Source organism: Paenibacillus sp. 01T431, from assembly GCF_056398625.1.
Genome location: NZ_JBFTPT010000005.1, coordinates 87,934 through 111,349, shown reverse-complemented (window position 1 = coordinate 111,349; position 23,416 = coordinate 87,934). Strand labels below are relative to the sequence as shown.

Here is a 23,416-nt window from a genome sequence, read left to right as displayed (position 1 = left end):
TAAAAAGTCGTGATTAAATACCTTCCAAGTTGAAACTATTTTTCCAGAATACCGAATTCACGTTTGTATGTAAATACCAGACTGCATGGATAGAGATGCCGTGCTCACGACCAGCGGACACATATATCATTTTATCCTTTTTGTAAACATTGAAATACGGCGGCCTTTTGTGAGACAATCATAAGGCACAATTGTTTTAGGAAGGCGTTTACATAGTTTGTGCAGCAACAAATAGAACACTCTTCTATTTGCGATGAATCCATTAAACAAAGCTAACCAATCTCGAAGGAGGACTTAAATCATGAGGACGATGAAGCTTGGAAGCAGTACACTAGAGGTGCCGGTGATTGCAGTCGGTTGCATGCGTATTAATTCGCTGGACAAGACCGGTGCCGAACGTTTTGTTCAGACGGCGCTAGATAAAGGTGCGAATTTCTTTGACCATGCTGATATTTATGGCGGTGGAACTTGTGAGGAAATATTCGCAGATGCTATTCATATGAACGATGAAGTTCGCGAGAAGATTATTTTACAATCAAAATGCGGCATTCGTCCTGGCATGTTCGATTTCTCCAAAGAACATATTTTAGAATCGGTAGATGCAATTTTGAAGCGACTGAGAACGGATTACTTGGACATTCTGCTTTTGCACCGTCCAGATACATTAGTCGAGCCGGAAGAAGTAGCTGAAGCTTTTGATCGCCTTGAAAGCTCTGGTAAAGTACGCCATTTTGGCGTATCCAATCAAACACCAATGCAAATTCAACTTCTGAAGAAATCGGTGAAGCAGCCTCTAGTCGCTAACCAGTTGCAACTAAGCATTACGAACGCGACTATGATTTCGAGCGGATTTAACGTAAATATGGAAAATGATGCTGCTGTGCACCGTGATGGCAGTATCCTCGATTATTGCAGACTGAACGATATTACGATTCAGCCTTGGTCTCCCTTCCAATATGGATTTTTTGAAGGCGTATTCCTTGGGAACGATAAGTTCCCGGAATTGAATAAACAAATCGATGAAATTGCTGAAAAATACAATGTTAGCAATACAACAATTGCTATTGCATGGCTTTTGCGCCACCCTGCGCATATGCAACCGGTTATCGGTACAATGAATCTTGACCGCCTGAACGATTGCTGCAATGCGAGCGAAGTTCATTTGACACGCGAAGAATGGTATGCCATTTATCGTGCTGCCGGAAACATTCTTCCTTAACAGAAGCATAGGGTGAGATATTCCGTCTTGCTACTATAAAACAAGGAAACCTCAAGCCGCTATGGACTTGAGGTTTCTTTATTTAAATCAAAGCTATAGCAAGAAGCGTAAACAATGACAAAGTCAGTAGACCTGCCCCAAAACCATAACCATAACCATATCCATTACCGTACCCATTACCATAATATGCTGATGTTCTTACCTTGTCCGATGTCCGTAAATATATATTGTTTCTATCAACATTTACGATAACGCCTTCGTGGCAACGGCCATCACGAGTCCGAACACGCACTCTACAGTTCATATTATTTCTGCCGAAACGATACATTTCCTCCATTAAAGCTCACCTCCCACTATCATGCTCCTTTTAATCTATGATTAGTAGAGGCTTCATGATTGTGCTCTTGTTACAAGAGTTGCGAGGAAACTTGCTTAGAGTCCAAATGACTGCTTCAATTAATTTTTTGTCCCCTTATATTTCCCCGTATTCATTAGATTGACATTTACTTGAATGTTCTTGATAGAATCATTTTTCAAGAAAAAATCATCGGTGCTGGACAAGCGCCGAAACTCCGCGGGTGATGACTGATAAAGCGATTGTCTGAGATGAAACGGATCGATTTGGGACTTTAACGCTTTACTATAGGTGTTCATGATTTCCTTGCGGATGGCATCAGCAGCACATTCCTTCAAATGGTTAATGGTTACGTCTTGCATTAGCTCAATGACAATGCCCTTTGCCTCAACTTCAAGATTATAGCGAGTTTCTCCCTTTTCCGTTTCGGGTCTAATTTTCATTCTAGGAGATGAAAATTCAATAACGGCAGCCGGTGAGCCGTGGGCATTAACTTGAAGCGGTATACGTTTCAGTCCCTCTTCCGCCCATCTAATCCCTAGCAGATCCCGTCCTGACATCCATCCTATCATCTTGTTTTTCTTGAAAAAATAACCACCTGATAGGCTGAACATCGGCTTTGGTTGTTCGTCTTCCGACCAATCTTTAGAATCAAGGTCAAGTGATGGAATCATTGCCGGCTCTCCAGGTTCATTTAAATCCGCAATAACGCGATTTACAGTAACAGGAAGGATTACGGAAACGATTGAATGCATTTGACTAGCCGTAAACATGATCGTTTCCAGTGGGGATAAATTCAAAATCGATTTCTGAATAAATATTTCTGGCAAGCTCCTCTTTGTTCCATAGATCAGAATATTGTACCTTACTTCCCTGTAACGATTAATCGCGCTAAACACATCAGTGACACCCTTCTTGAGCACCGCTTCTGTCATAACAACAGCTTTAACATGACCCCAAAACACCTGCAGCTGGGATGTTCTGCTAATGTCAGTTAATGCTAATGCCATGGTTTTCCCTTCCCCTTTGCCTACCCATACGGGGACAGCTTTACCAAGACTAACTTGTTCACTATGCGAGATATTTGAGAAATTGAGTATTTGTGTGTAGGCAATCCATTTCCCGTCCTTAAAGTCGACGCCAATAGCCGTCGCATATGCCATATTTTGAATTTCCGGCATACTCGTGCAACCGCTTAGAATCATAATACTGCACAGAAGCACGCTTATTGCCCGGAAAATATACATGTCTAATCCTCCTTCTTCTTATCGGGATCTTTCGTTTGCAGCGCGGTAGGTCGTTTGTTGATTTTATCCCACGGCAATCTCAAGAAAGAAATAAGCAGCTCCCTGACGGATAGCGGAGATAAAGGCGCCAAATAGCTTACGCCAAATGATTTTATAGTACCCATGTAACCAATGAGCAGTACCATACCTAAGATCACGCCATACATGCCGAGAATTGCGGATAGTGTAAAAAAGAACAGCCTCAAAATACTAACCTGCGTGCTTAACGTCTGATTCACTAGAGTTACCCCCGAAACGGCGGTAATCGCACCAACTACAACAACTGACGGCGAAACCAAACCCGCTCGAATGGCTGCATCTCCAATGATCAACCCCCCAATTGACGTCAGTGTCTGACCGATTGCGTTAGGAAGCCTTACTCCCGCTTCCCTAAATATTTCTAGCAGCATGAGCAGCAAAAACATTTCCATATGCGAAGAAAGCGGCAGCCCCAGCCTAGTCACGGAAATGGTAGCCATCATTTGAAATGGAATTTGGTCTTGATGAAACGACACTAACGCAACCCAAATGGCTGGCAAAAAGATAGACAGGAATAAGCTGATTCCTCTTATTATTCTTGAGAATGAAACATACGCATAGTTGAAATGGGCATCCTCTGGAGATTTTAAAATAAGTGATAGACCCGCTGGCGCAATTAACACCATCGGCAGCCCATCGATAATGAGTACTACACGGCCCGAAAGCAAGCTTTGGACGGCATAATCGGGTCTTCCGGTAAAATCCATAATCGGCAATAGCTTGAATTTGAAATCAGACAACAATTCCTCTAGCTGGCTAATGCTGATTAAACCGTCAATATCAATCTTTTCCAATCGCGCATGTAAGTCCTCCAATATCTTGGGATTAATGATGTCATAAAAGTAAAGAATCCCTATCCGCGTCTTTGTTCTTCGTCCTATTGTCAAATTATCTACATGGAGAGAAGGGCTTCGAAGCCGTTTACGGATTAAGGCAATATTTACAGTAATATCTTCAACGAACCCATCCCTTGGTCCCTTAACCGAAATTTCTGTACTGGATTCGTATGGTTGTCTTGTTGGCTTATCTGCTATGCTTACAAAAGCCACTTTATTGTCTTCTGTGAATATGAGCAGCAGATCCCCTTGAAATATAGCCTCCGATAGCGCGTCCTCGGTCGCTTCTGTAAATTCCGTAATCGACAACACATTCGACAACCGCACAATTGGATCCTTGAATGAGCCCTGTTCTTTAAAGAGTCGATTAAGCTCTGGTAAAATAAACTTACCAATGTCGGCTGAATGGCTCAGTCCTTCTGCAAAAGCAATCACGACTTCAACGCTTTCTTGTTCTCCAAAGTGGCAAGCTTGGATTTTGACATCTGATGAACCCTCAAAGAGAGCCCTTAAGCTTTCCTCATTCCAGATCTCTGACTTTGACTGCGCTTGTCCATTCATGTTTTTCCCTCCTTTGAGGCAGATCCTAAGAACAGGGCGGCAATCATCCATAAAAATGAAAAGGACAACAATACCGCCAGCGAGATGGGCATGTAATAACGATCCATCCATAAATAAAAGGTATATTCGTTTACTCGAAACAGTGACAGAAGGATATAACTCACCATAATGATAGCTATTGCCCAGTGTCGACTGCGTGCTTGACGAAGAGAAAGCAATTCAACGAATAAATACACAGATAAGCTTATGCGAACAATCGCGCCAGACAGCCATTGAAAGATGGATAAAAAGTCTAGATGCTCAACAAATTGCCCAATTTTCACGAGCCTCCACTGCTCGTAAGGCGAAGTCATTTGATGGGATGCTTCTATGGGACCAAACTCTGTAATCGCACCAACGATAGGTCCCAGTGAAATGACGATGGAAAATACGCCATATAAAAGCAGCTGCCAAGCTCGAACTTTCGTCTTCAAATGATGCTGCAGCACGATAAGCGCCATCAACTCCACAAAACCTGCGCCGGAATAAACCATTCCATTCCAAACCGGGCCCCATCCATGCTCAAGTACAGGCTTTAATAACGAAAAATCTTTCATTGGAGAATTGAATGAACCGACAAAAATGCCTAACAACGCAACAAGCGGAAGCAACACTCCTGCAACGATCGCAATGACCTTTAATCCCCACATAGACATGGCTGTACAAAATAATACCAGTGAGACAACGAGCAGCATCTTAGGAGTAGAGGGCAAATAATTTGTAACATGCCATGTAGCCGTATGGATGACGGTCATACCGCCAATGAGATACATCTGAATGCAAACGGGAAGGATAAGGAGCCAAGAAACAAAAGGGGAACTCCTGCGGGATAGCCACTTTTTCCACTCTTGCTGACCTGATCGGTTCATTATCCAGACCAATAGCAAAATCCAAATAAGAAAAAACACACCTGTCATCAGTACAGTAATCCACGAATCACGTTTGGACGCAGACAAAATCATCGGATTTACAATAACGTGGCTGGCAAGGCCATTCATTAATGAAAACATCATAAATATTTGCACAAAGCTGATTTTATTACCCGAACCGCTCAAATGAAATCACATCCATATCTATACAATCCGTAAATCCTCACTCTATTTTGGTACTAATTTCAATTTAATATTCCAAAAGAAGCAAGTTGCACAGATTCAATTCAAATCATGTCTGGGATCAGCCTAATAAAAAATGGCAGCCTTGGACGAAAAAACACGTCATAGGCTGCCATTCATATGTAAAGATAGGTAATCAAAAATATTTTCTTGCTAACGTATCCGTTAGCTAAATAAAAAAATCCTCATTCCATAGTCTTATTACCTCTTTTAGTTCTAAATTTTCAAAACTTAATTTATAAATATCCGGTTTCTTTAATTGATTTAAAAAATCCAAACCATAACTTGAATCAAAATAATTGATCATCAAAGTCATTACAAGACCATGTGTTCCAATCGCTATTTTTTTCCCAGAGTGTTCTTTTAATATGTTTTTTATCACTGATATCGATCTATTCTGGCAATCAGAATTAGACTCCCCACCCGGTAAAGCATAATCAAAATCATAAAATTTCTCTCTAATAACGGACATTAAATTTTCAATAATTTCTTCAGCAAACTGCCTTTCTCTGAGATCTTCAAATGTTTCGATATCCAATCCCAAGTTTTGTGCCAATCCCTCAACACTCAAGATTGCTCGGTTATATGGGCTAGATATAATAATATCTATTCCTTCTTCTTTAAGAATTTCTGTAACTTTTTCAACATCGCTCTTGCCCTTTGTGGTGAGTCCTCTTGTTCTTTCAGTTCCTTCATCGTATGGTGATTCAGCATGCCTAACCATATAGACGATGGTGTTCATATAATCCTCCTTGAATTGTTGATTTATTATATTACAGTGATTTCACATAACGTGATATTCAAAGTTCGTGAATATTCCGTCTCAAAAAGCATTCGCGAAGTCATTTAGCTATCCGGCCCGTTAATTAAGTGGCCATCCTCAGTCTAATACTCTATTTTTCTAGTCTACTACTTTATTTTCCAGTCTAACACTTTATTTTCTTCTTACATGGGATTCTAGTTGATTACTTTCAAGATAATCATTTCATTCATTCAAACCTCCAGTACGAACTAGTCTAAAGTCGAGGCAACAAACTCGACTGCGGTGCGAATTTATTTTTTACTATATCTGGTAAAGTTAAGAAATGTTATAAATAGTCGGCCTGAGAAACGGCGGAAGGTGGCGTCATGATGGAGAAGAAAAGGAAGAAGGGTCGGGTTTGGAAAATCATTGGACTTATTTTGGGAGCACTTATAATTGCTTTCGCAACGATTACTTTCATTCAGGTTGATTTCTCTAACCCTAAGGATCTTGAGAAATTCGTCCAGGTCAAAATGAAGAAATCAGGCATGACAGGTGTATCCATCGCAATAATCAAAGACAATCAAATTGATCGCATTATTAATTACGGAGACGCCGATAAAGAAAAAGATATACCGATCACAAATGACACGGTATTTCAGATTGCTTCCGTTTCCAAAACAGTGACTGCCACGGCCGTCATGCAGCTTGTTGAGAAAGGAACCATTCAGCTGGATGATGACATAAATACGTTTTTGCCGATAAGTATTGTTCATCCTAAATTTCCAGACACTCCCATTACATTCCGCATGCTGTTAAACCATACTTCAGGAATTGATAACAATTGGAAGCTGTACGACAGCCTCTACACTTCGAACAGCGGTGGTGGCGACTCAACGGTTACACTCGCGCAGTTCATGAAGGAATTTCTCGTTCCGGGAGAAAAATGGTACGACGAAGAAAAAAACTTTACGAAAGATAAACCTGGTTCGGCGTTCAACTACAGCAATGTCGGATATGGTTTACTCGGCTATTTAGTCGAAGAGATTACCAAAACACCTTTTCCGGAATATACGCAGCAGCATATCTTTGACCCGGTGGGCATGAAGCATACCAAATGGCTGCATAAAGATTTATTAAGCAATGACGTACTTGCCGTGCAATATGATGCAAAACATAAACCGCTGATGCCCTATTCGTTCCCGACTTATCCAGACGGTACGCTGAAGACAACGACTACCGAATTTGCTAAGTTCTATCTTGCCATCATGAACGGCGGGAAGGCCGAGAACGGAACCATCCTATCGCATGCCACATTTGATGAGATGTTCAAACCTCAGTCGGATAATGGCAATCAGGCACTCGGATGGAACTATTCAGCGCTGGATAGTCTTTACTTGAAAGGTGTCAGCAAGGGCAAGGTTATCGGACACAACGGCTCTGATCCCGGAGTGCTCACGATAACGATGTTTAATCCAGACAACAAGTCGGGTTTGATCCTCTTTTTTAATCATGAGCTGAGCTTAAGTTTAAAATCGCTGAATCTTCATGCAATGGTCAAGCGCCTAGTTAAAGAATCGGGTATGTAAGAACATAAAATTCTATACATGTAGGAAAGGAGGAGCTGCGCTTGCATGCTGCTCCTCCCTTCTTAATAAGAAGTTACTCCTTCACATATCTGAAGCCGATGGTTTCCAACCCGCTTCTTGCGACCAAATATGTGCTTTCTGAATGATATCCCAAACGATTGGCCCTTTGCCTTCTACATACTTGGAGCGTTCATCCTTATAAAGCTCAAACAATCGATGTTTCTCCCGAGCGTATCTAAAACAGTCCTCAGGGTGCGCACGCAAATAATCTCTAAACAATAAAGTTAATTGTTCTGAAAAACTACCTGACTGCCGTACATGAATATGCGTTCTTCGACTGCCCGGTATTTCTCGAAAATACTTTTTCGTTTTATCTGCGTTTTCTTCTCGATATACGAAGCCTATTTTCTCCATCTCACTCTTATGATTTATGATCGTTTCAAAATCAATAACGGATAATTGAATATCAATAATGGGCTTCGCATCTAAACCAACAATCGAAGTTGAGCCAACATGGTCAATACGAACGACCAAATCTCCCAAAGCATTTCTTATTTTTAGAGCGATATCATTAAATCGATTTTTCCATTCTGGATCATGTTTTGCAATTATCCATTGTTCCTCCATAATGAGCTCCTTATGTTGCTGTTCTCTAATAAAATCTTATCACTCAAAAGCATTTATGAATTCATTGGAACATGCTTGCCAGCAAGCTCCTTCAGTTTCTCTACGATCTGTTCTTCGCAATTGCCCGCGAGCGGAATCACTTCCGATGCATAAGGAGCCAGCTCATCATGATGGCCAATCATAACCGCATGTTTCGCGTTTTGAAACATCGAAATGTCGTTGGCATCGTTCCCAAATGCAATAAATTGTTTGGCTTCCACCCCTAATTTTTGCAGGGCACTCCATTTATGAATATTAGTTGGACTAATATCAATGACACCTTCATTACGATGCCTGTGAATAACAACTTCTAGGCTTGCAAGCTTTTGTTCCAAAACTTCCATATCATTCGCGGTAAGGATTAGTATTTTTACGATGGTCTCCAGCGACTCTACTGCAACAAGCTTAGCAAGCTTGGAGGCATCAACATTTTTTAATATCGGATGATCTAAAGAACCGGTGTAGGCATAATCCCAATGGCTATCAATCAAATATGTCGCTTGATGCGCTTCAATATGCTTCAGCATGTTAAGGCGTAAATCTTCATTAAAAGTTTCTATAGCGATCATGCTGCCATCCTTAGAAATAAGAGAACCATTTCCTCCTATAAGAGAAAAGTTGTGAAAACGTTGATGAAGAACAGGAAGCATATCTCGAATGGGACGAGCGGAAGCAAAAATAACTTCATGCCCTGCTTGAGTTAATTCCTCCAAACCACTTAAAATCTTTTCTGAAACAGGCTGTCCTTTAAAGCAGATGGTTCCATCTAAATCAAAAACAAAAATCATAAGTAATCCCCTACTTCCAAATGAATGTCATGTACTATTTGATTATAAATAGATATAATTAGATTCAATTAGTTTACTGCAAAAGCTTTGGAATTTCTAGACAATGTCTCTAATGAAGCCACCAAAGCAATAGACTGATTAAATGATCAAGCTTATAATAAGTGTTCATACGAACGCTTTATTAATTAGTTAAGGAAATGGGGAGAGCAAATGATACAAAAAGCAACGTTTGCCGGGGGCTGTTTCTGGTGTATGGTAAGTCCTTTTGAAGAACAGCCCGGCATACATGGCATTCTGTCCGGCTATATGGGCGGAACGCTAGAGAACCCTACTTATGAGCAAGTATTGACTGGTGAAACCGGTCATTTGGAAGTCGTACAAATCACTTATGATTCGGACATCTTCCCATATGAAAAATTGCTTGAGCTTTATTGGCCGCAAATTGACCCTACAGATGCTGTAGGACAAGGCAATGACCGCAAGAGCCAATACCGTGCTGCCATCTTTTATCACACAGAAGAACAGCGCCAGCTTGCTCAATTATCCAAGGAAGAGCTTGGAAAGAGCGGCCGTTTTGACAAGCCGATTGTAATAGAGATTCAAGAAGCGGAAGTATTCTATCCAGCGGAAGAGTATCACCAGAACTATCACCGTAAAAATCCAAAGTTCTATAAGGAATCAAGAGTATATTCTGGCCGTGATGCAATTATCGAGAAATACTGGAAGTAGAATATAACTTTGTTTTATGAATGACAGAAAAAAATAGGGACGCGACACTTTTACGTGTTTGCGTCCCTATTTGATATGAAACGTTCGAAAATAATTTCATACGCCGTTGGTTTTCCGTGACCATTATAATGTGTCGGTAAAACCTGCACTAATCTCCATCCTTCTTTTGCATATTCATCGATCGTTTCCCGATGTTTTGCCTCGGAGAAAAACCCGCCCAATGACGTTTCAACATACATATATTCGTACAAACCTATCGCCTCCTTGTACTATTATTAATCTAGCTCAGCCATTCCAAATTCGCTGTATAATTGGCAATTCACCTTCAAACTGCAAATGATAGACATCAGGATTAGACAAGGCTGCCCATTCCTCAAAACCGAATTTAGTATCATAATGCTTAAGCAGCAAGGACATCAAGTTTCCATGGGTAACGATAGCCACATTGCTAAACTGGCTATTTCTCACATCGGTTATTACCGCTAAGGCACGATTCATCGCAGAAGTACTGGATTCGCCGCCTTCATAACATATCTCCAGATCTGTAAAAGTATGACGAAGCATTTCAAGCCAGTTAACATTGCTTTCGCCACATAAAACCCGTTCTGACAAACGGTCATCCACATGACAGTTTACCTGAATTTTTTCAGCTAATGGAGAAATAGATTGAATGGCCCTTAGGAACGGACTCGAAATGATATGCTCGATATGTTTGCCATGCAGAAATTCAGCTACTCGCTCAGCTTGCAGATAACCTTCTTCAGTAAGCTTAGCACTTGGCAATTGCCCTTCTGCCTTGCAGTGTCTGACTATGTAGATGTTCAAGAGTACCCCTCCGCCTCTATAAATTGATTAGTTCTGTTTTTTCTATATTCCGAAGGAGTAATGCCTGCAATGGCTTTAAATGATGAAGAGAAATAATGCTGGTCGGCAAAATTCAGCTTTGTAGATATCTCGTTGATGTTTAGATTCGTGTTAAGCAAATATTGCTTGGCGAGCTCTATTTTGCGATTGCGAAAATAAGTATACGGCGTTATACCATAACATTCTCGGAATAATTTAATAATGTAATTTTTCGAATAACCAAGCTGCAATGAAACATCGTTAATATCGATAGCATTCTCGATGTTTAAATCCAAACATTGTTTAATACGCTCAGGAATAGAGAGCACTTTATTTTCCAAATGGTTTTTTAAATGCAATATGATTTTTAACACAATAACTGAAATCTCATCTGTAATATCAGAGTAGTTTTTTTGATTGGCAGACGCAATATTAATAATTTCATTCATATAAGAAAGAATGTTGCAATCTTTCACAATATAGGTGTCTTCTGGCAAGTAATGCTTAAATAAACTTTCAGCAAAATCCCCATTAAAAACGACCCATATTTTAACCCACGGATTTTCCTCGCTGGAATAATACTTATGATAACTATTTTTAGTTAAGAGATATACATCATTTTTCTGAGGATACAGCGTTTGGGATTCTATCTCCAACACACCGCTTCCATCCATTATATACTCGAATGAAAATAAATTTTCACCTTTTCTCTCGATGATATAATTCTTGTCGCAATAAGAAATTCCTGCCATTACGATGTTCAATGGAAGTTTAGGATCTAGCAGATGCCAAAAGCTATAAACAGTTTCTTTCATTGTGATATTCCTCACATCTATTGTGATAACTTCTATTATCAGACCGTAATTTGTATGATAAATTGTATATTACAGCAACAGATAACATTATTCAATCGTTTTGCATTTCATTCATTTTCATCTAACTTAGGAGGAATTACTATGATTATGCGAGCTCCAGCTGTCCCACTTATAACTGTAGATCCTTATTTTTCTGTTTGGTCTATGGCTAACGAACTGAATGAAGCTGATACCAAACATTGGACGGGCCAACCTCATAAATTAATCGGTACCGCTGTGGTTAACGGAAAAGAATATTGTTTTATGGGCGGTAATGACATTGGTATAAAAATGAAACAAACAAGTGTAGATATTAATGCATTATCCAGCAAATATCGTTTTACATCTGATGAAATCCATTTACTCGTTACGTTTACTACCCCTCTTTTATTGGATGATTTAAAGCTTATGTCTAGACCCGTGTCTTATATTCATGTACAAGCCGAATCTAACAATGGCGAAGCACATGATGTGACTATAAAAATAAATGTCGATGATGAGTTATGTCAAAACTTTAAATATGAATTCCCAGTCGATTACAAAGATATTAGCGAGCCAGGTTTTACATGCGGCAAGATTGGAAGCAAATTTCAAAATGTTTTAAATAAAGCTGGTGATGATCTTAGAATTAACTGGGGTTATTTATACCTCGCTTCTAATCATGAAAAGGCTTCTGTCATCGATGTAGCCAATACACATGAATACGGTACGGTAAGCCATAACATTGAGCTGTCGATCCCTGTAAATACAGGCGAAAACGCAAATGCGCTTTTTGCTGTTGCATATGATGATATCAAAGCGATTGAGTATTTTAATGAGCCGCTTAATGCTTATTGGAAAAAAGACGGTGAAACCATCGAAGATGCCTTGAAGCAGGCTCTATCTGAGTACGACAACCTATTTGAAAAGTGTGAACAGTTCTCATCCACTCTATTTGCAGAAGCTGCAGAATCAGGCAATGAGAAGTACGCGGAACTAGTATCCTTAGCCTACAGACAAGCAATTGCAGGTCATAAGGTTTGTGCGGATACCGATGGAAACGTTCTCTTTATATCCAAAGAAAATTTCAGCAATGGCTGTGCAGCTACGGTAGACGTTACGTATCCATCCATACCGCAATTTTTGATTTACAACCCAGAGCTCGTTAAAGGGATGCTGCGCCCTATTTTTAAATACGCTGCTACTGATATTTGGTATTATGATTTTGCACCACACGATGCGGGAACCTATCCACTCGTTAACGGCCAAGTCTATAGTCACGGCACATGCCCAACTTGGCAAATGCCCGTTGAAGAATGTGGAAATATGCTGATTTGCACAGCTGCTGTTGCGGTCACGGAGAATGATGTATCTTTTGCCAAAGAGAACTGGGACCATCTTGAGAAATGGTGCAATTATTTAATCAACAATGGTGTAGATCCTGACAACCAGCTGTGTACGGATGATTTTGCAGGGCATCTCGCGCATAACTGTAACTTATCGATTAAGGCTATTATGGGTATTGCAAGCTTTGCGATTCTAAACCGTATGGCTGGAGACGAGAAAAAGTCAGAGGAATTAATGAATGTTGCAAAAGGAATGATAGATAACTGGCTCGTCATGGCTGCTAATGAAGACGGAACCTATCGTTTAGCATTTGACCGTCCTGATTCCTTCAGCATGAAATACAATGCGGTATGGGATCAATTATTCGGTCTCGAATTGTTCCCTAAAGATACATTTAAAGCTGAGACTAAAGCCTATTTGGAGAAACATTCTGGTGAGTTTGGCCTCATGCTTGATAATCGTGACACTTACACCAAATCGGATTGGATCGTTTGGAGTGCGACACTCTGCGACAACAAGGAAGATTTCAATTCCATTGTAGACCGCCTCTGGCATGCGTATGATAAAACCGAGAGCCGCGTTCCAATGAGCGACTGGTATTCAACAAGCACTGCAAAGATGGTAGGCTTCCAAAACCGTACCGTTCAAGGCGGATTATTTATTAAAATGCTTATGGATAAAGAGATTTGTAAGATCAAGTAGATCGTATAATAAAAGGCGACCATTAGCGGTCGCCTATTTCATTTCATCCATTTGCATTAATTTAATATCTGATTGTTTATATGATGTTCCATATGCACTAGATAGTCGCGAATAAGCCATACCAATGTCATAAGTTGATGATATCAACTCTGAACGTTAGCGAGAAATTTCCTCACTTAAAGAAAAATCAACTGCACACTCCGCATGAATTCTTGCTGTATCATATAAAGGCACACTGCAATTTTCTTGCGATACAAGCAGTGTTATTTCTGTACACCCAAGAATAATAGCTTCTGCTCCCTGCTCACTAAGACGATTAATGATCTTTAAATATGATTCTCTGGATTGTTCGTTTATAATTCCAAGGCAAAGCTCTTCATAGACGATATCATGTATAATCTTTCGTTCTGACTCATTAGGAATAATGACATCAAGCCCAAACTTTTCGCTTAGTCTTCCCTTGTAAAATTGCTGTTCCATTGTAAAAGCCGTACCAAGCAAAGCAACCTTCTTTATTCCATCTTTAATTATTTCATTTGCTGTCGCATCTGCGATGTGAAGCAGTGGGATGGATACCGCATCCTCTACTTCTTTGGCCATTTTGTGCATCGTATTCGTACATATAATAATGAACTCTGCTCCGGCTAATTCTAGTTTTTGTGCACAATCAATCATGATCTCAGTTGCTTCGTCCCACTTCCCCTGTTCCTGGAGAGTCTTGATTTCTTCGAAATCTACTGAATACATGATACTTTTTGCAGAATGAAGTTTCCCTAACTTTTCTTTTACCTTTTGATTAATCGTTTGGTAATAGAGCACAGATGACTCCCAGCTCATGCCGCCTATCAGACCTATTGTCTTCACGGTGAAGCACCTCCAATGAATGTTATTCTGTTAGCAATTATCTTCAACTATAATCTTCTATCATAGAAATTTTTCCATCTACCAGCCCAAATATTGATTTCCCTTTTAACTGTATTTTGTCTCCTGCGCCTAATCCGTTAGGCAAATCAACAGCTAGTATTCCTTCATAATCAATTTGCACTTCTACTTTGTCCTCTACAGCATGATAGCTCATGATTGTCTGACAGCGGCTAGAGAACATCTTTGAGGATTTTTCCGCCAATTGTATAAACTCTTGTATACCTCTGGTTTCAGTGTTAATTTCGCCATTGGAAACATTCCTGAATATAATATCGTTATGCAAAAACTTAACCATTCCCGCTACATCTAATGAATTATAAGCAGCAACATAATTATTAATGATTGCTTTATCCTCTTCACTAACCATGATCATTGTCACCTCACATTTTAGCCTTACACCCATCGCTCATTTCGAATAACACTTTTTTTGTTTACAGCCATATATGACTTTAGAATCAAAATCGTGGTTAGTTAAAATACGTTCATAGTCAGCAGGATCGAGCTTACTTAGGTCGTCTACAAATGCAACGGCTGCGGCTTTACTATCTTTCTGATTAGGGTCGCCTCCGATGGCAAAACCCGAAGGGCCCTGATACGCTGTAAACAACCACTTGTTGTTTGCATGATCCTTAGCCTCAAATAAATACGAATAAGCATTTTCATCATCATCCGTCTCAATTAAAGGAGTACCGAATAACGTTATCAATTTACCACGATACATAGCTAATTCTTCACTATTTGTGCTTATGTGCATGATTTGTGAAGTTAGATTAAGCCTATTTTTCTCTTTGATAAGTGTATAGTCTAAATCACTATATTCCTTAGCTTTAGCAGCGCTGCCATCATCAATGGCTGCTGTTCGCCAGTTGTGTATAATTTTCATAAAATTCTTCGTACCTGGAGTGACATAATAACTAGCTTCTGGCAGCTTATCTTTTTTTCTTTCCAATTCAATAACTAAATTTCGTTTACGTGAAGGACCATTATATTTGCCCACATATTGAAAAGTAGTTAAAGAGTCGAGACACCATAACTTACAATCCTGACGAACGATATCCATTGCATCGTTAATCTCTCTCTGACTAGCCTGATCACGACCATTTACAAAATAGAAAACAAGCATCATTAACAATACAGCTAATACTATAGTCAGCAGCCTTCTAGACATATTCATTTTCTAAAATGGAATATTGATAGGAATCATGCCATTTTTCGTTATGGCGCATATGCTCCCTAATATGTCCTTCATATTTCATCCCTATTTTTTGCAGCACTTTAGCCGATCCAATATTATCTGGGCGACAGGTTGCATATATTCGATGAAGATTGAGCTCACGGAATCCAAATTCAAGCAAGGCAGCCGCAGCCTCTGATGCGAAGCCACTTCCCCAATAGTTATGATTAAAGCAATAACCAAGCTCTCCTTGTGAAGGTTTGATGATGTGAATTCCACAACCACCGATCAACTGATTGTTCTCTTTCATGACCACTGCGAGTTCATAACCAAGTCGAGGCTGTTGCTTTTGCATATCGGCTATCATATTCATATAGCTTTGTGTATCCTCTTTCGAGTTTGGTCCCCATAACATGTACTTCACTACGACCGGATTCGATGCATACACATGTATATCTTCGAAATCATTGGTTACAAAATCTCTTAAAATTAACCGTTCCGTCTCAATGATCACATTCAGCAACCCCCTTGGTTATTTAATTTTTAGTATATTTTACTATGAAATCCCTTTAAACTCTACTATCTTCCTGTTCTTTCGTGCGGTCAGCCCAGTTCTTATTGCTCCCAATTCTCCAACCATTGCTGGACATAATTTACGAATCGCCTTGCGGAGGGTGATGCATTTTTCATGGATTGGACGGCAATTCCGAGTGAACGGTAGCTGCGCTCCTCTAGTTCCATCACGCACACCTTATGGTCGCGCCCTTGAAGAACAAGCTCAGGGAGGATACTGACGCCAAGCCCATTCTCCACCATGGCAATAATCGCAAAATCATCCCCTAACGAAAACTTAATATTGGGTTTAATCGATGCGTGATCTAGAACCCGCCTGACATCATAATCAGAACCTTCGCTCGAAATGATGAACGGTTCATTTTCGAGTTTGGCTAATGGCAAATAGGACAGCTCACTTAGAGGATGATCCAGCGGTAAAATAGCCAGCATTCGGTCCTTCTTTAGAGGAATAACCTCAAATGTGCCGCGAGTTGGAATAGATATGAAGCCACAGTCAATTTGACCTTCTTCAATCCAGCTTTCTATTTCCTGATAGTCGCCTTCCATCAGCTTAATTTCAATGGTCGGATACTCTTTCTGAAACTGCTTAATCATGCCAGGAAGCCAATGAACCGATACGCTGGTGAAGGTGCCTATACGGATCGTACCTGCCTCCAAACCATGGATTGATGACACGACCTGTTTCAACTGTTCGTTCCAGTTTAATATTTCACGAATTGGCTTTAGCATCTGCTCTCCATTTGCCGTTAATTTTATCCCCGACCGTCCTCGGAGCAGGAGGGCAAAACCCAATTCTATTTCCAAGCTTTTGATCATATGACTTACGCCCGATTGCGTGAATCCTAGCAGATCAGCAGCTTTTGTCAGACTCCCTTGTTCAACTACTTTCATGAAAACTTCGTATTTATTAATACTCATCGATAGCCCGCCTTTAACATGAGGTTTACTAATGTATATCATAACAAACATTCAATATACTTGTTAATCCTTCCTTAGTATACTGTGTTAGTACTTGGTATCCACCCAGTTCGATTACTAACACTTGCTAAACAAAGGATGGTACAGATTGAAGCCGCTGAAAGCCGATTTTCTTATTTTAATGATTACGTTATGTTGGGGTTCATCCTACATTTTTATGAAGCTGGGGCTGAATTCAATTGAAGAATTTAATTTGATTGCTCTTCGCTGCGGGTTTGCGTTCCTTTTATCGGCCGCCCTCTTCCACAAAAGCTTGCGTCAAACCGATCTGAAGACGTTAAAATATGCAGCATTGCTTGGATTATTATTATTTGGTGTATTTACAGGCATTATGTTTGGTCTAAAAACGACCACAACTTCTAACGCCGGATTTTTAATTAGCTTAACCGTTATATTTGTCCCTTTAATTTATGTCACCGTGTTCAAGAAAAAACTTAAGCTTAGCCTCGTCATTGGGGTTTGCCTTGCTATTATAGGTATTGGATTTCTTACATTAAACAGCGAGCTGCGAATATATCCGGGAGATTTCTTATGTATGATGGGGGCTCTATTGTATGCCATACATATTCTAATTACCGATTCTGCGGCGAAAACAACGAATACATTGAACTTAGGCATCTTACAATTGGGATTCGCAGGTGCTTATGGCTTGTTCTTCTCTTTTCTATTCGAAACGCCCAAACTTCCTAATACATCAGAAGGATGGGTAGCCGTACTCGTATTAAGTATCGTGTGCAGTGCATTTGGCTATGTGGTTCAGCCCTTAGCTCAGAAATATACGACTCCTATCCGAACCGGGCTTATTTTTTCGCTCGAACCGCTGTTTGCAGCCTTGTTCGGGTTTGTATTCATCAATGAAATATTGCCATTCAAAGGTTATATCGGCGCAGCGCTTGTATTACTCGGTGTTCTCGTATCCGGATGGCACGGTAGCAATAAGAAACAGAAGCAATTAGCTGTTTCATGAGAAAAAGGCAGCCAATTACCCTTGGCTGCCTTTTTCTTTATAGCATTAATTGACATTGTGCAGTGCGTCGAGTGCAGCTTGTTTATCTTTTAGAAAGAAAACCTGCTTCCCCTTATTGCATTCATAAATAAAATCCTTCAAGCTTTTGCTTTCATAACCATCAAAATCTCCAACGATTGCGATTTTAACTTGATAATTCGTGTACTTCTGCAAAATCTCCCCGGCAAGCTTTGTTTTTAAATCAAAAAATTCCTCTGTTATATTCGCTTTGTGGATCAATAGTTTATGGCAGCCATCTGTATAATTCACAGTTGCCATCAAGTCCAGTGCCCCTTGCACGTCGCTTATAACAATTTCTGTGCTCTCTATAATTGCAACTTTGGAATTCCCCTTCTGATCAATTTCGATTTCCATCATTACTCCACCTTTCGCTAATATTCCATACTTTAACACATACCCTCCATCTGATAAATAAAAGGGCAGAAAAACGCAAAAAAAGCCCGTATTTTACAAATCTATAATCGATAAAAAATGGTAAGTTTGAAGCAATCAATAGGACGAGAAAAGGAGGTAATTTGAGAAGCAGCTATGGAGCAATACTTCCCTACTTTGCATGATAAGAATGAGAAATCAGGAGGCTTAACGATGAAAAGAGTACTAGGAATACTTTTGGCCATGTTTGTGTTTGCAGGCACGATTGTTATACCCGCAAATGCTCGTGCTGCTGATGCAGTAGTGGACGGTCACGGATTGCTGGGCGAGTTTTTTAAATGTGAAAAGAACCCTAACAATCGTGAAGATATTACTATTTTTAATTTTAATGATTTTCGAGGAGAAAGAGCGGTCTCCAATCTAAACGGCGATTCTTTTGCAAGCATTTTCAATCAGCTCTCAGGAACCCCCGATTTTAATACAGCACGTTTTACAGGTACAATCGTTCCAAAATATTCAGAAGACTACACCTTCCATATGGTTGGTGATGATGGTTTCAGACTATGGGTTAATGGAGCATTGATCATTGACTTCTGGCAGCAAGCATGGGAAAAACCACAAGTTAGCACCTCTATTTCATTAGAAGCAGGCAAACATTACGATATTAAAGTTGAATACTTGCAAGGCTGGGGAGGCACTTGGCTTAAGATGGAATGGGAAAGCGCTAGCCAAAGCAGAGAGGTCGTGCCAGAATCAGCACTTTATTTGCCTACAGATCGTGTACTCACGACTAAGAAAGCTGATTTGACCGCAGAAATTCAAAAGGTAGATTACTTAACAGAAAACTTTGCAGACAAAGTAGCAGAAAGCGTAGTAAACAACTTAAACGCTGCTAAAATAACTGCGACAGAGCTTCTTGCCACTATTGATGACAAAGAAATTAGTGATTTAGATAAGGTTGCTTTGCTCGATGATGCAATAAAGACCGTATCGATTGCCCGTTCTGACTTTATGAAAGAAATGGGAGTTACTAGCTCCTCCGTATCTGATAAATTTAACAACCCGCTGTATCAAGGACAGGACCCCTTTGTAACGTACAAAGATGGTTTTTATTACTTTGTTTCTTCAAGCAATTTAGACTCCAACAATAAAGTTTATGTATCCAAGTCTCGTACCCTGTTAGACCAAGGCGAAAAAATTATGGTATTCGATTCCCAAGGAACACAAACTCGGATTTTTGCACCTGAGCTCTTCTTCTTTGATGGCAAATGGTATATCTATTATTGCGCTGACTTAAAAGAGTTTGATTACAAGCATATGGCAACGGTTTTGGAATCTGTGACGGACGACCCGCAAGGAGCGTACGTAGATAAAGGCGCCATATATGCAGGTGAAAACGGTGTTTATAAACAAGCCAATGATTTCACGGTCTTCGACTACAAAGGACAACTGTATGCAGTTTGGGGCACTTTAGGCTCCGGCGAACCCATTGGCCCTGCAATTGCTCCAATGGATAACCCCTATACAATTACAGCAGACCGCTCCTTCCTGCCAGGCGGCGGCGGTGAAGGCCCTCGTGTATTGCAAAAGGATGGGAAAGCATTTATTACCATGTCCGAAGGTGATTATGCATCAAATGGCTATCGTTTATCTTATTTTATGAATACCGATGGCGATTTTTTGAACCCGGATTCTTGGACGCGCACAAATGATGTTTTCGTTGCTACAGATGATGTTTCCGGCCCTGCCAGAGCAGGTTTTGTCAAATCGGCAGATGGCAAGGAAGATTGGATGATTTATCATTCGCGCGTATATCAAGATACTGGGCGCAACTGGTGGCGGCAGGTCAATATTCAAAAATTTGGTTGGAATGCAGATGGAACACCTCATTTCGGTATCCCTGTATCGCCATATGAATGGCAGGACTTGCCTTCTGGTGATTTAGGACTCGGAGATATGTATCAAGCTGAAGATGCTATTCTTTATGGTGAGATTACGAAAGACAACAGTCATGCAAATTATCAAGGAACGGGTTATATTAACCTGCCCAAAAAAGCTGGTGCAGAAGCCAGTTTTGTAGTGAATGCAGCTGAAGATGGTGATTACATCGTGGGTGTTAGATACGCTTATGGTGTGCAGGTCGATGGTGAATCTACAAATAATCCTACGACACAGTTGCCCGCAAGAGCAAACATCAATGTATATGTAAATGGCATACAAGTAAAAACGATTGGCCCAGATAAAACGGCGATCAGCTGGGATGAATGGTTTACCGCTTCTGAGCGTTTACGCTTAAAGGCTGGCAAAAATGTGATCAGTTATCGTATTGATAATGGTTCGATTGGCAATGTGAATTTGGACTTTTTGACGATGTATAAAGCCGATGTTCCTAACCTCAATCCCCCTGCTGAAGACGAATTAACGGGGACACTTACAGGTGCTTCACACCTTTCATTAGGTGAAAGCCTCGAAGTAAATTACGGGTTAACGCATGTGTCGACTAAATCAGAGGATGCCATTTATGCTCAGGATCTCACATTTGATTATGATGCCGACAAGCTCGCATTTGTTTCGGCGGAGTCCATAAAGAATGGTCTTATCGTTATTGATTCTAAAACGGACGTTCCCGGACAAATTCGGATTTTGCTTGCAAGTCAAGGTGCAGATCATGCTGTCATCGCCGATGGAGAATTGCTTAAATTAAACTGGAAAGCGATTAAAGAGTCATCTAATACGAGTATTACACTCTCGCAAGCGAAGCTTGCCAATTCAGCAGGCGTGGAGACGACACTTGCTCCTGTCACGCATAATGTTAAAGTCACGAGCACGATTGAGCTGAACAAAGAAGCTTTGAACGCCTTAATTGCACAATCAGAGGCAGCCGTTCAAGCAGCTGTAGAAGGCAGTTCGCCAGGACAATACCCTGTTGGTTCCAAAGCCGCTTTGCAAGTAGCGATTAATACAGCCAAAGCAGCAGCCGATAAAGCTGTAAACCAAGCGGAAATTGATCAAGCGGTTACCGCCTTGAATCAAGCACTGCAAGCATTTAAAAACGCAGTCCATGTCCCAACATCAGGAGACACGAATTCAGATGGAAAAGTGACCGTTGGTGATCTTGGTATTGCAGCAGCCAGCTATGGCAAAAATTCAACTAGCCCTGATTGGAATGCGATCAAAAAAGCAGATATCAACCATGATGGCGTCATCGATATTGTTGATCTGGCCTTTATTGCAAAAACGATTGTACAATAAAGTTATCCATTCAATCATCAATTAAAAAAAGCCTCCTGCCAGTAAAATCACTTTACGGATAGGAGGCTTTATTTTTCACGATATTACATAAAATATTGCTTCTTACCCTTCCACCACGTCCGCACCCAATTCGCTCGCAACCTCAATCATCTTAGGGATCACGGCTTCATTAGTTCCAGACACATATATATCTCCCTGATAATGCCTGAACGGGATTGTGATATCGCCATAGCTCCACATAAAAAAATCACCATCAATAGACATCGTGGTTTCCCCTTTTACAGTGAAAACCGATGTATACGAAAAATCAGGTTTGGCAGCAAAATAACTTTTGCACTCTTCCAAAGATATGTTTTGCTCTGAATGGTTCTGCTCTTGCATTGTCCTTGTAATTCTATAGCGTTGACTCATAAAGTTACCTCCACTATTGTTCTTATGCTGATCAGCCAGTTAGTCCAGCATCATTAACCTTACACTCTTGCTTCCAGATATTCAACCAATTCGGCCATAATAACGCTACAATCCATTGCGGAATTGTCTTGGCGTCATCCTCATGTGTTTGCGAAAAATCCGATTGAAGAAGCTGACATCTTGAAATCCGGAACTATATGCGACATGTACAACCTTGTTGCGATGATCCTTCAACAATTCACAAGCATGCCTGACTTGAAGGGAATGCTTGTAGTCCATGAGGCTCATGCCTGTCGCTTTCTTAAATTTTGCCGTGAAGGATGATACGCTCATGCCGCAGGTTTGGGATAGCTGATTCAACGATAACGGCTGGCGATAATTTTGTTCTACGAAATGCAAAATAGAACTCATCCATTCCTCTTTCGGCAGCGGACTATTATTATTGTTCTCGTTGTTATCCTGATAACGACTTAACAATACCAAACACTCGATCCAATTTGTTTTTATGACGAGCTGATAACCTACCGGCTTTTCATAAAACTCCTTGTGAATTTTTTGGAGAAGAAATTCCAATTGCCCCCGCTGATGTTCGTTCAATGATATATACGGTACAAAAGAGGCATTTTTCCTTAGAAAAGGAGCGAGATAAAAGAAATTAATGAAGGCTGGTATTTGCAGCAGGACGCCCAATTCCTTCTGAAGCAGTTGCTTTTCAAATAGGAGATTGTATACGATCGTTTCTTCCCCATCGGTATTAAAGTAGCCATGATAGGTTTGCGGCTCGATGACAAATACATCACCGGTTGCAAGCGGATATCTTTGATCGGCCATTTCATGCAGCGCTCCGCCCTTAGCCACATACACAAGCTCAACAAAATCATGTGTATGCGCTGGAATGACCTCACCTTTTTTAATTTGATAGCGCTGTATAAAAAAAGGAAACTCTCTGTCCTCGAAAAATGCATTTCCATTTAGAATAGACATTTCAAGTCCATCCTCCTTAGCAGATCGTCCTA

The 23,416-nt window shown here is 40.4% G+C and carries 24 protein-coding genes; 6 read left to right on the top strand and 18 right to left on the bottom strand.

The window, feature by feature from the left end; genetic code table 11:
- The first annotated feature begins 301 nt into the window (after nucleotides 1-301).
- Nucleotides 302-1,219 (top strand): aldo/keto reductase, encoded by a 918-nt coding sequence (locus AC1DM9_RS10560; RefSeq protein WP_430061836.1) that lies wholly within the window; start codon nucleotides 302-304, stop codon nucleotides 1,217-1,219.
- Between the two features lie 82 nt (nucleotides 1,220-1,301).
- On the opposite strand, the gene AC1DM9_RS10555 is transcribed toward AC1DM9_RS10560, so the two are convergent.
- The 5 genes from AC1DM9_RS10555 to AC1DM9_RS10535 form a co-directional block, all read right to left on the bottom strand.
- On the bottom strand, nucleotides 1,302-1,556 hold the full coding sequence (locus AC1DM9_RS10555) for a hypothetical protein (RefSeq protein ID WP_441881998.1): 255 nt from the start codon (nucleotides 1,554-1,556) through the stop codon (nucleotides 1,302-1,304).
- 119 nt (nucleotides 1,557-1,675) lie between these two features.
- Entirely contained in the window at nucleotides 1,676-2,821 is a 1,146-nt protein-coding gene (locus AC1DM9_RS10550; RefSeq protein WP_477512952.1) for a Ger(x)C family spore germination protein, read from the bottom strand.
- A 2-nt stretch (nucleotides 2,822-2,823) separates the two neighbouring features.
- Complete coding sequence (locus tag AC1DM9_RS10545; RefSeq protein ID WP_477551626.1) at nucleotides 2,824-4,296, bottom strand: spore germination protein; 1,473 nt, start codon at nucleotides 4,294-4,296, stop codon at nucleotides 2,824-2,826.
- Complete coding sequence (locus AC1DM9_RS10540; protein WP_477551627.1) at nucleotides 4,293-5,390, bottom strand: GerAB/ArcD/ProY family transporter; 1,098 nt, start codon at nucleotides 5,388-5,390, stop codon at nucleotides 4,293-4,295. Before AC1DM9_RS10540 ends, AC1DM9_RS10545 begins: the two co-directional genes overlap by 4 nt.
- A gap of 226 nt (nucleotides 5,391-5,616) precedes the next feature.
- Nucleotides 5,617-6,189 (bottom strand): histidine phosphatase family protein, encoded by a 573-nt coding sequence (locus AC1DM9_RS10535; RefSeq protein WP_477551628.1) that lies wholly within the window; start codon nucleotides 6,187-6,189, stop codon nucleotides 5,617-5,619.
- A gap of 386 nt (nucleotides 6,190-6,575) precedes the next feature.
- On the opposite strand from AC1DM9_RS10535, the gene AC1DM9_RS10530 reads away from it, so the two are divergent.
- Nucleotides 6,576-7,778 (top strand): serine hydrolase domain-containing protein, encoded by a 1,203-nt coding sequence (locus AC1DM9_RS10530; RefSeq protein ID WP_477579906.1) that lies wholly within the window; start codon nucleotides 6,576-6,578, stop codon nucleotides 7,776-7,778.
- Nucleotides 7,779-7,859: 81 nt separating this feature from the next.
- On the opposite strand, the gene AC1DM9_RS10525 is transcribed toward AC1DM9_RS10530, so the two are convergent.
- Nucleotides 7,860-8,405 carry a GrpB family protein gene (locus tag AC1DM9_RS10525; RefSeq protein WP_477551630.1) on the bottom strand — a complete coding sequence of 182 codons (546 nt, stop codon included), beginning with the start codon at nucleotides 8,403-8,405 and terminating at the stop codon, nucleotides 7,860-7,862.
- Nucleotides 8,406-8,458: 53 nt separating this feature from the next.
- Nucleotides 8,459-9,232, bottom strand: a complete 774-nt coding sequence (locus tag AC1DM9_RS10520; protein WP_477579904.1) for an HAD-IIB family hydrolase — start codon at nucleotides 9,230-9,232, stop codon at nucleotides 8,459-8,461.
- 213 nt (nucleotides 9,233-9,445) lie between these two features.
- Between AC1DM9_RS10520 and msrA the strand changes: the two genes are divergently transcribed.
- Nucleotides 9,446-9,961, top strand: a complete 516-nt coding sequence (gene msrA / locus AC1DM9_RS10515; protein WP_339209569.1) for a peptide-methionine (S)-S-oxide reductase MsrA — start codon at nucleotides 9,446-9,448, stop codon at nucleotides 9,959-9,961.
- A gap of 50 nt (nucleotides 9,962-10,011) precedes the next feature.
- Here the strand turns inward: msrA and AC1DM9_RS10510 are convergent, their stop codons facing one another.
- Genes AC1DM9_RS10510 through AC1DM9_RS10500 form a run of 3 tightly spaced genes read right to left on the bottom strand, consistent with a single transcriptional unit; the run spans nucleotide 10,012 to nucleotide 11,619 of the window.
- A complete protein-coding gene (locus AC1DM9_RS10510; protein ID WP_477551632.1) occupies nucleotides 10,012-10,212 on the bottom strand; it encodes a DUF4177 domain-containing protein in 201 nt (66 codons plus the stop codon).
- A gap of 34 nt (nucleotides 10,213-10,246) precedes the next feature.
- Nucleotides 10,247-10,786, bottom strand: coding sequence for a histidine phosphatase family protein (locus tag AC1DM9_RS10505; protein WP_477551633.1), 540 nt, complete (start codon nucleotides 10,784-10,786; stop codon nucleotides 10,247-10,249).
- Nucleotides 10,783-11,619, bottom strand: coding sequence for an AraC family transcriptional regulator (locus AC1DM9_RS10500; protein WP_477551634.1), 837 nt, complete (start codon nucleotides 11,617-11,619; stop codon nucleotides 10,783-10,785). Before AC1DM9_RS10500 ends, AC1DM9_RS10505 begins: the two co-directional genes overlap by 4 nt.
- Before the next feature lie 141 nt (nucleotides 11,620-11,760).
- Here AC1DM9_RS10500 and AC1DM9_RS10495 point away from each other — a divergent pair, with 141 nt between their 5' ends.
- Entirely contained in the window at nucleotides 11,761-13,686 is a 1,926-nt protein-coding gene (locus tag AC1DM9_RS10495) for a glutaminase domain-containing protein (protein ID WP_477579902.1), read from the top strand.
- 156 nt (nucleotides 13,687-13,842) lie between these two features.
- Here AC1DM9_RS10495 and AC1DM9_RS10490 read toward each other — a convergent pair whose 3' ends face one another.
- The 5 genes from AC1DM9_RS10490 to AC1DM9_RS10470 all read right to left on the bottom strand — a co-directional run bounded on the left by AC1DM9_RS10490 (nucleotide 13,843) and on the right by AC1DM9_RS10470 (nucleotide 17,278).
- Complete coding sequence (locus AC1DM9_RS10490) at nucleotides 13,843-14,550, bottom strand: aspartate/glutamate racemase family protein (RefSeq protein WP_477579900.1); 708 nt, start codon at nucleotides 14,548-14,550, stop codon at nucleotides 13,843-13,845.
- Between the two features lie 43 nt (nucleotides 14,551-14,593).
- Nucleotides 14,594-14,977: a nuclear transport factor 2 family protein gene (locus tag AC1DM9_RS10485; RefSeq protein WP_477579898.1), complete on the bottom strand. Its 384-nt coding sequence runs from the start codon at nucleotides 14,975-14,977 to the stop codon at nucleotides 14,594-14,596.
- Between the two features lie 39 nt (nucleotides 14,978-15,016).
- Nucleotides 15,017-15,778 (bottom strand): hypothetical protein, encoded by a 762-nt coding sequence (locus AC1DM9_RS10480; protein WP_477551638.1) that lies wholly within the window; start codon nucleotides 15,776-15,778, stop codon nucleotides 15,017-15,019.
- The gene (locus tag AC1DM9_RS10475; protein ID WP_477551639.1) at nucleotides 15,771-16,298 is read right to left on the bottom strand and encodes a GNAT family N-acetyltransferase; all 528 of its coding nucleotides are present in this window, start codon (nucleotides 16,296-16,298) and stop codon (nucleotides 15,771-15,773) included. Before AC1DM9_RS10475 ends, AC1DM9_RS10480 begins: the two co-directional genes overlap by 8 nt.
- 101 nt (nucleotides 16,299-16,399) lie before the next feature.
- Complete coding sequence (locus AC1DM9_RS10470) at nucleotides 16,400-17,278, bottom strand: LysR family transcriptional regulator (RefSeq protein ID WP_339208447.1); 879 nt, start codon at nucleotides 17,276-17,278, stop codon at nucleotides 16,400-16,402.
- Between the two features lie 148 nt (nucleotides 17,279-17,426).
- On the opposite strand from AC1DM9_RS10470, the gene AC1DM9_RS10465 reads away from it, so the two are divergent.
- Nucleotides 17,427-18,305: a DMT family transporter gene (locus AC1DM9_RS10465; protein WP_441911789.1), complete on the top strand. Its 879-nt coding sequence runs from the start codon at nucleotides 17,427-17,429 to the stop codon at nucleotides 18,303-18,305.
- Between the two features lie 45 nt (nucleotides 18,306-18,350).
- On the opposite strand, the gene AC1DM9_RS10460 is transcribed toward AC1DM9_RS10465, so the two are convergent.
- Nucleotides 18,351-18,719 carry a DUF4180 domain-containing protein gene (locus AC1DM9_RS10460; protein WP_475448452.1) on the bottom strand — a complete coding sequence of 123 codons (369 nt, stop codon included), beginning with the start codon at nucleotides 18,717-18,719 and terminating at the stop codon, nucleotides 18,351-18,353.
- A 231-nt stretch (nucleotides 18,720-18,950) separates the two neighbouring features.
- Between AC1DM9_RS10460 and AC1DM9_RS10455 the strand changes: the two genes are divergently transcribed.
- A complete protein-coding gene (locus AC1DM9_RS10455; protein WP_477551640.1) occupies nucleotides 18,951-21,989 on the top strand; it encodes a family 43 glycosylhydrolase in 3,039 nt (1,012 codons plus the stop codon).
- A gap of 102 nt (nucleotides 21,990-22,091) precedes the next feature.
- Here the strand turns inward: AC1DM9_RS10455 and AC1DM9_RS10450 are convergent, their stop codons facing one another.
- Together AC1DM9_RS10450 and AC1DM9_RS10445 are read right to left on the bottom strand one after the other, a co-directional pair.
- Entirely contained in the window at nucleotides 22,092-22,400 is a 309-nt protein-coding gene (locus AC1DM9_RS10450) for a hypothetical protein (protein ID WP_076270544.1), read from the bottom strand.
- Between the two features lie 105 nt (nucleotides 22,401-22,505).
- A complete protein-coding gene (locus AC1DM9_RS10445) occupies nucleotides 22,506-23,384 on the bottom strand; it encodes a helix-turn-helix domain-containing protein (protein ID WP_477579896.1) in 879 nt (292 codons plus the stop codon).
- Nucleotides 23,385-23,416 lie beyond the last annotated feature (32 nt).

Coding starts and splice junctions, on each gene's coding strand:
- AC1DM9_RS10445 (WP_477579896.1), bottom strand. CDS start 23,384: ATGTCTATTCTAAATGGAAATGCATTTTTCGAGGACAGAGAGTTTCCT.
- AC1DM9_RS10555 (WP_441881998.1), bottom strand. CDS start 1,556: ATGGAGGAAATGTATCGTTTCGGCAGAAATAATATGAACTGTAGAGTG.
- AC1DM9_RS10560 (WP_430061836.1), top strand. CDS start 302: ATGAGGACGATGAAGCTTGGAAGCAGTACACTAGAGGTGCCGGTGATT.
- AC1DM9_RS10545 (WP_477551626.1), bottom strand. CDS start 4,296: ATGAATGGACAAGCGCAGTCAAAGTCAGAGATCTGGAATGAGGAAAGC.
- AC1DM9_RS10460 (WP_475448452.1), bottom strand. CDS start 18,719: ATGGAAATCGAAATTGATCAGAAGGGGAATTCCAAAGTTGCAATTATA.
- AC1DM9_RS10495 (WP_477579902.1), top strand. CDS start 11,761: ATGATTATGCGAGCTCCAGCTGTCCCACTTATAACTGTAGATCCTTAT.
- AC1DM9_RS10550 (WP_477512952.1), bottom strand. CDS start 2,821: ATGTATATTTTCCGGGCAATAAGCGTGCTTCTGTGCAGTATTATGATT.
- AC1DM9_RS10450 (WP_076270544.1), bottom strand. CDS start 22,400: ATGAGTCAACGCTATAGAATTACAAGGACAATGCAAGAGCAGAACCAT.
- AC1DM9_RS10535 (WP_477551628.1), bottom strand. CDS start 6,189: ATGAACACCATCGTCTATATGGTTAGGCATGCTGAATCACCATACGAT.
- AC1DM9_RS10470 (WP_339208447.1), bottom strand. CDS start 17,278: ATGAGTATTAATAAATACGAAGTTTTCATGAAAGTAGTTGAACAAGGG.
- AC1DM9_RS10525 (WP_477551630.1), bottom strand. CDS start 8,405: ATGGAGGAACAATGGATAATTGCAAAACATGATCCAGAATGGAAAAAT.
- AC1DM9_RS10485 (WP_477579898.1), bottom strand. CDS start 14,977: ATGGTTAGTGAAGAGGATAAAGCAATCATTAATAATTATGTTGCTGCT.
- AC1DM9_RS10455 (WP_477551640.1), top strand. CDS start 18,951: ATGAAAAGAGTACTAGGAATACTTTTGGCCATGTTTGTGTTTGCAGGC.
- AC1DM9_RS10530 (WP_477579906.1), top strand. CDS start 6,576: ATGATGGAGAAGAAAAGGAAGAAGGGTCGGGTTTGGAAAATCATTGGA.
- AC1DM9_RS10520 (WP_477579904.1), bottom strand. CDS start 9,232: ATGATTTTTGTTTTTGATTTAGATGGAACCATCTGCTTTAAAGGACAG.
- AC1DM9_RS10500 (WP_477551634.1), bottom strand. CDS start 11,619: ATGAAAGAAACTGTTTATAGCTTTTGGCATCTGCTAGATCCTAAACTT.
- AC1DM9_RS10480 (WP_477551638.1), bottom strand. CDS start 15,778: ATGTCTAGAAGGCTGCTGACTATAGTATTAGCTGTATTGTTAATGATG.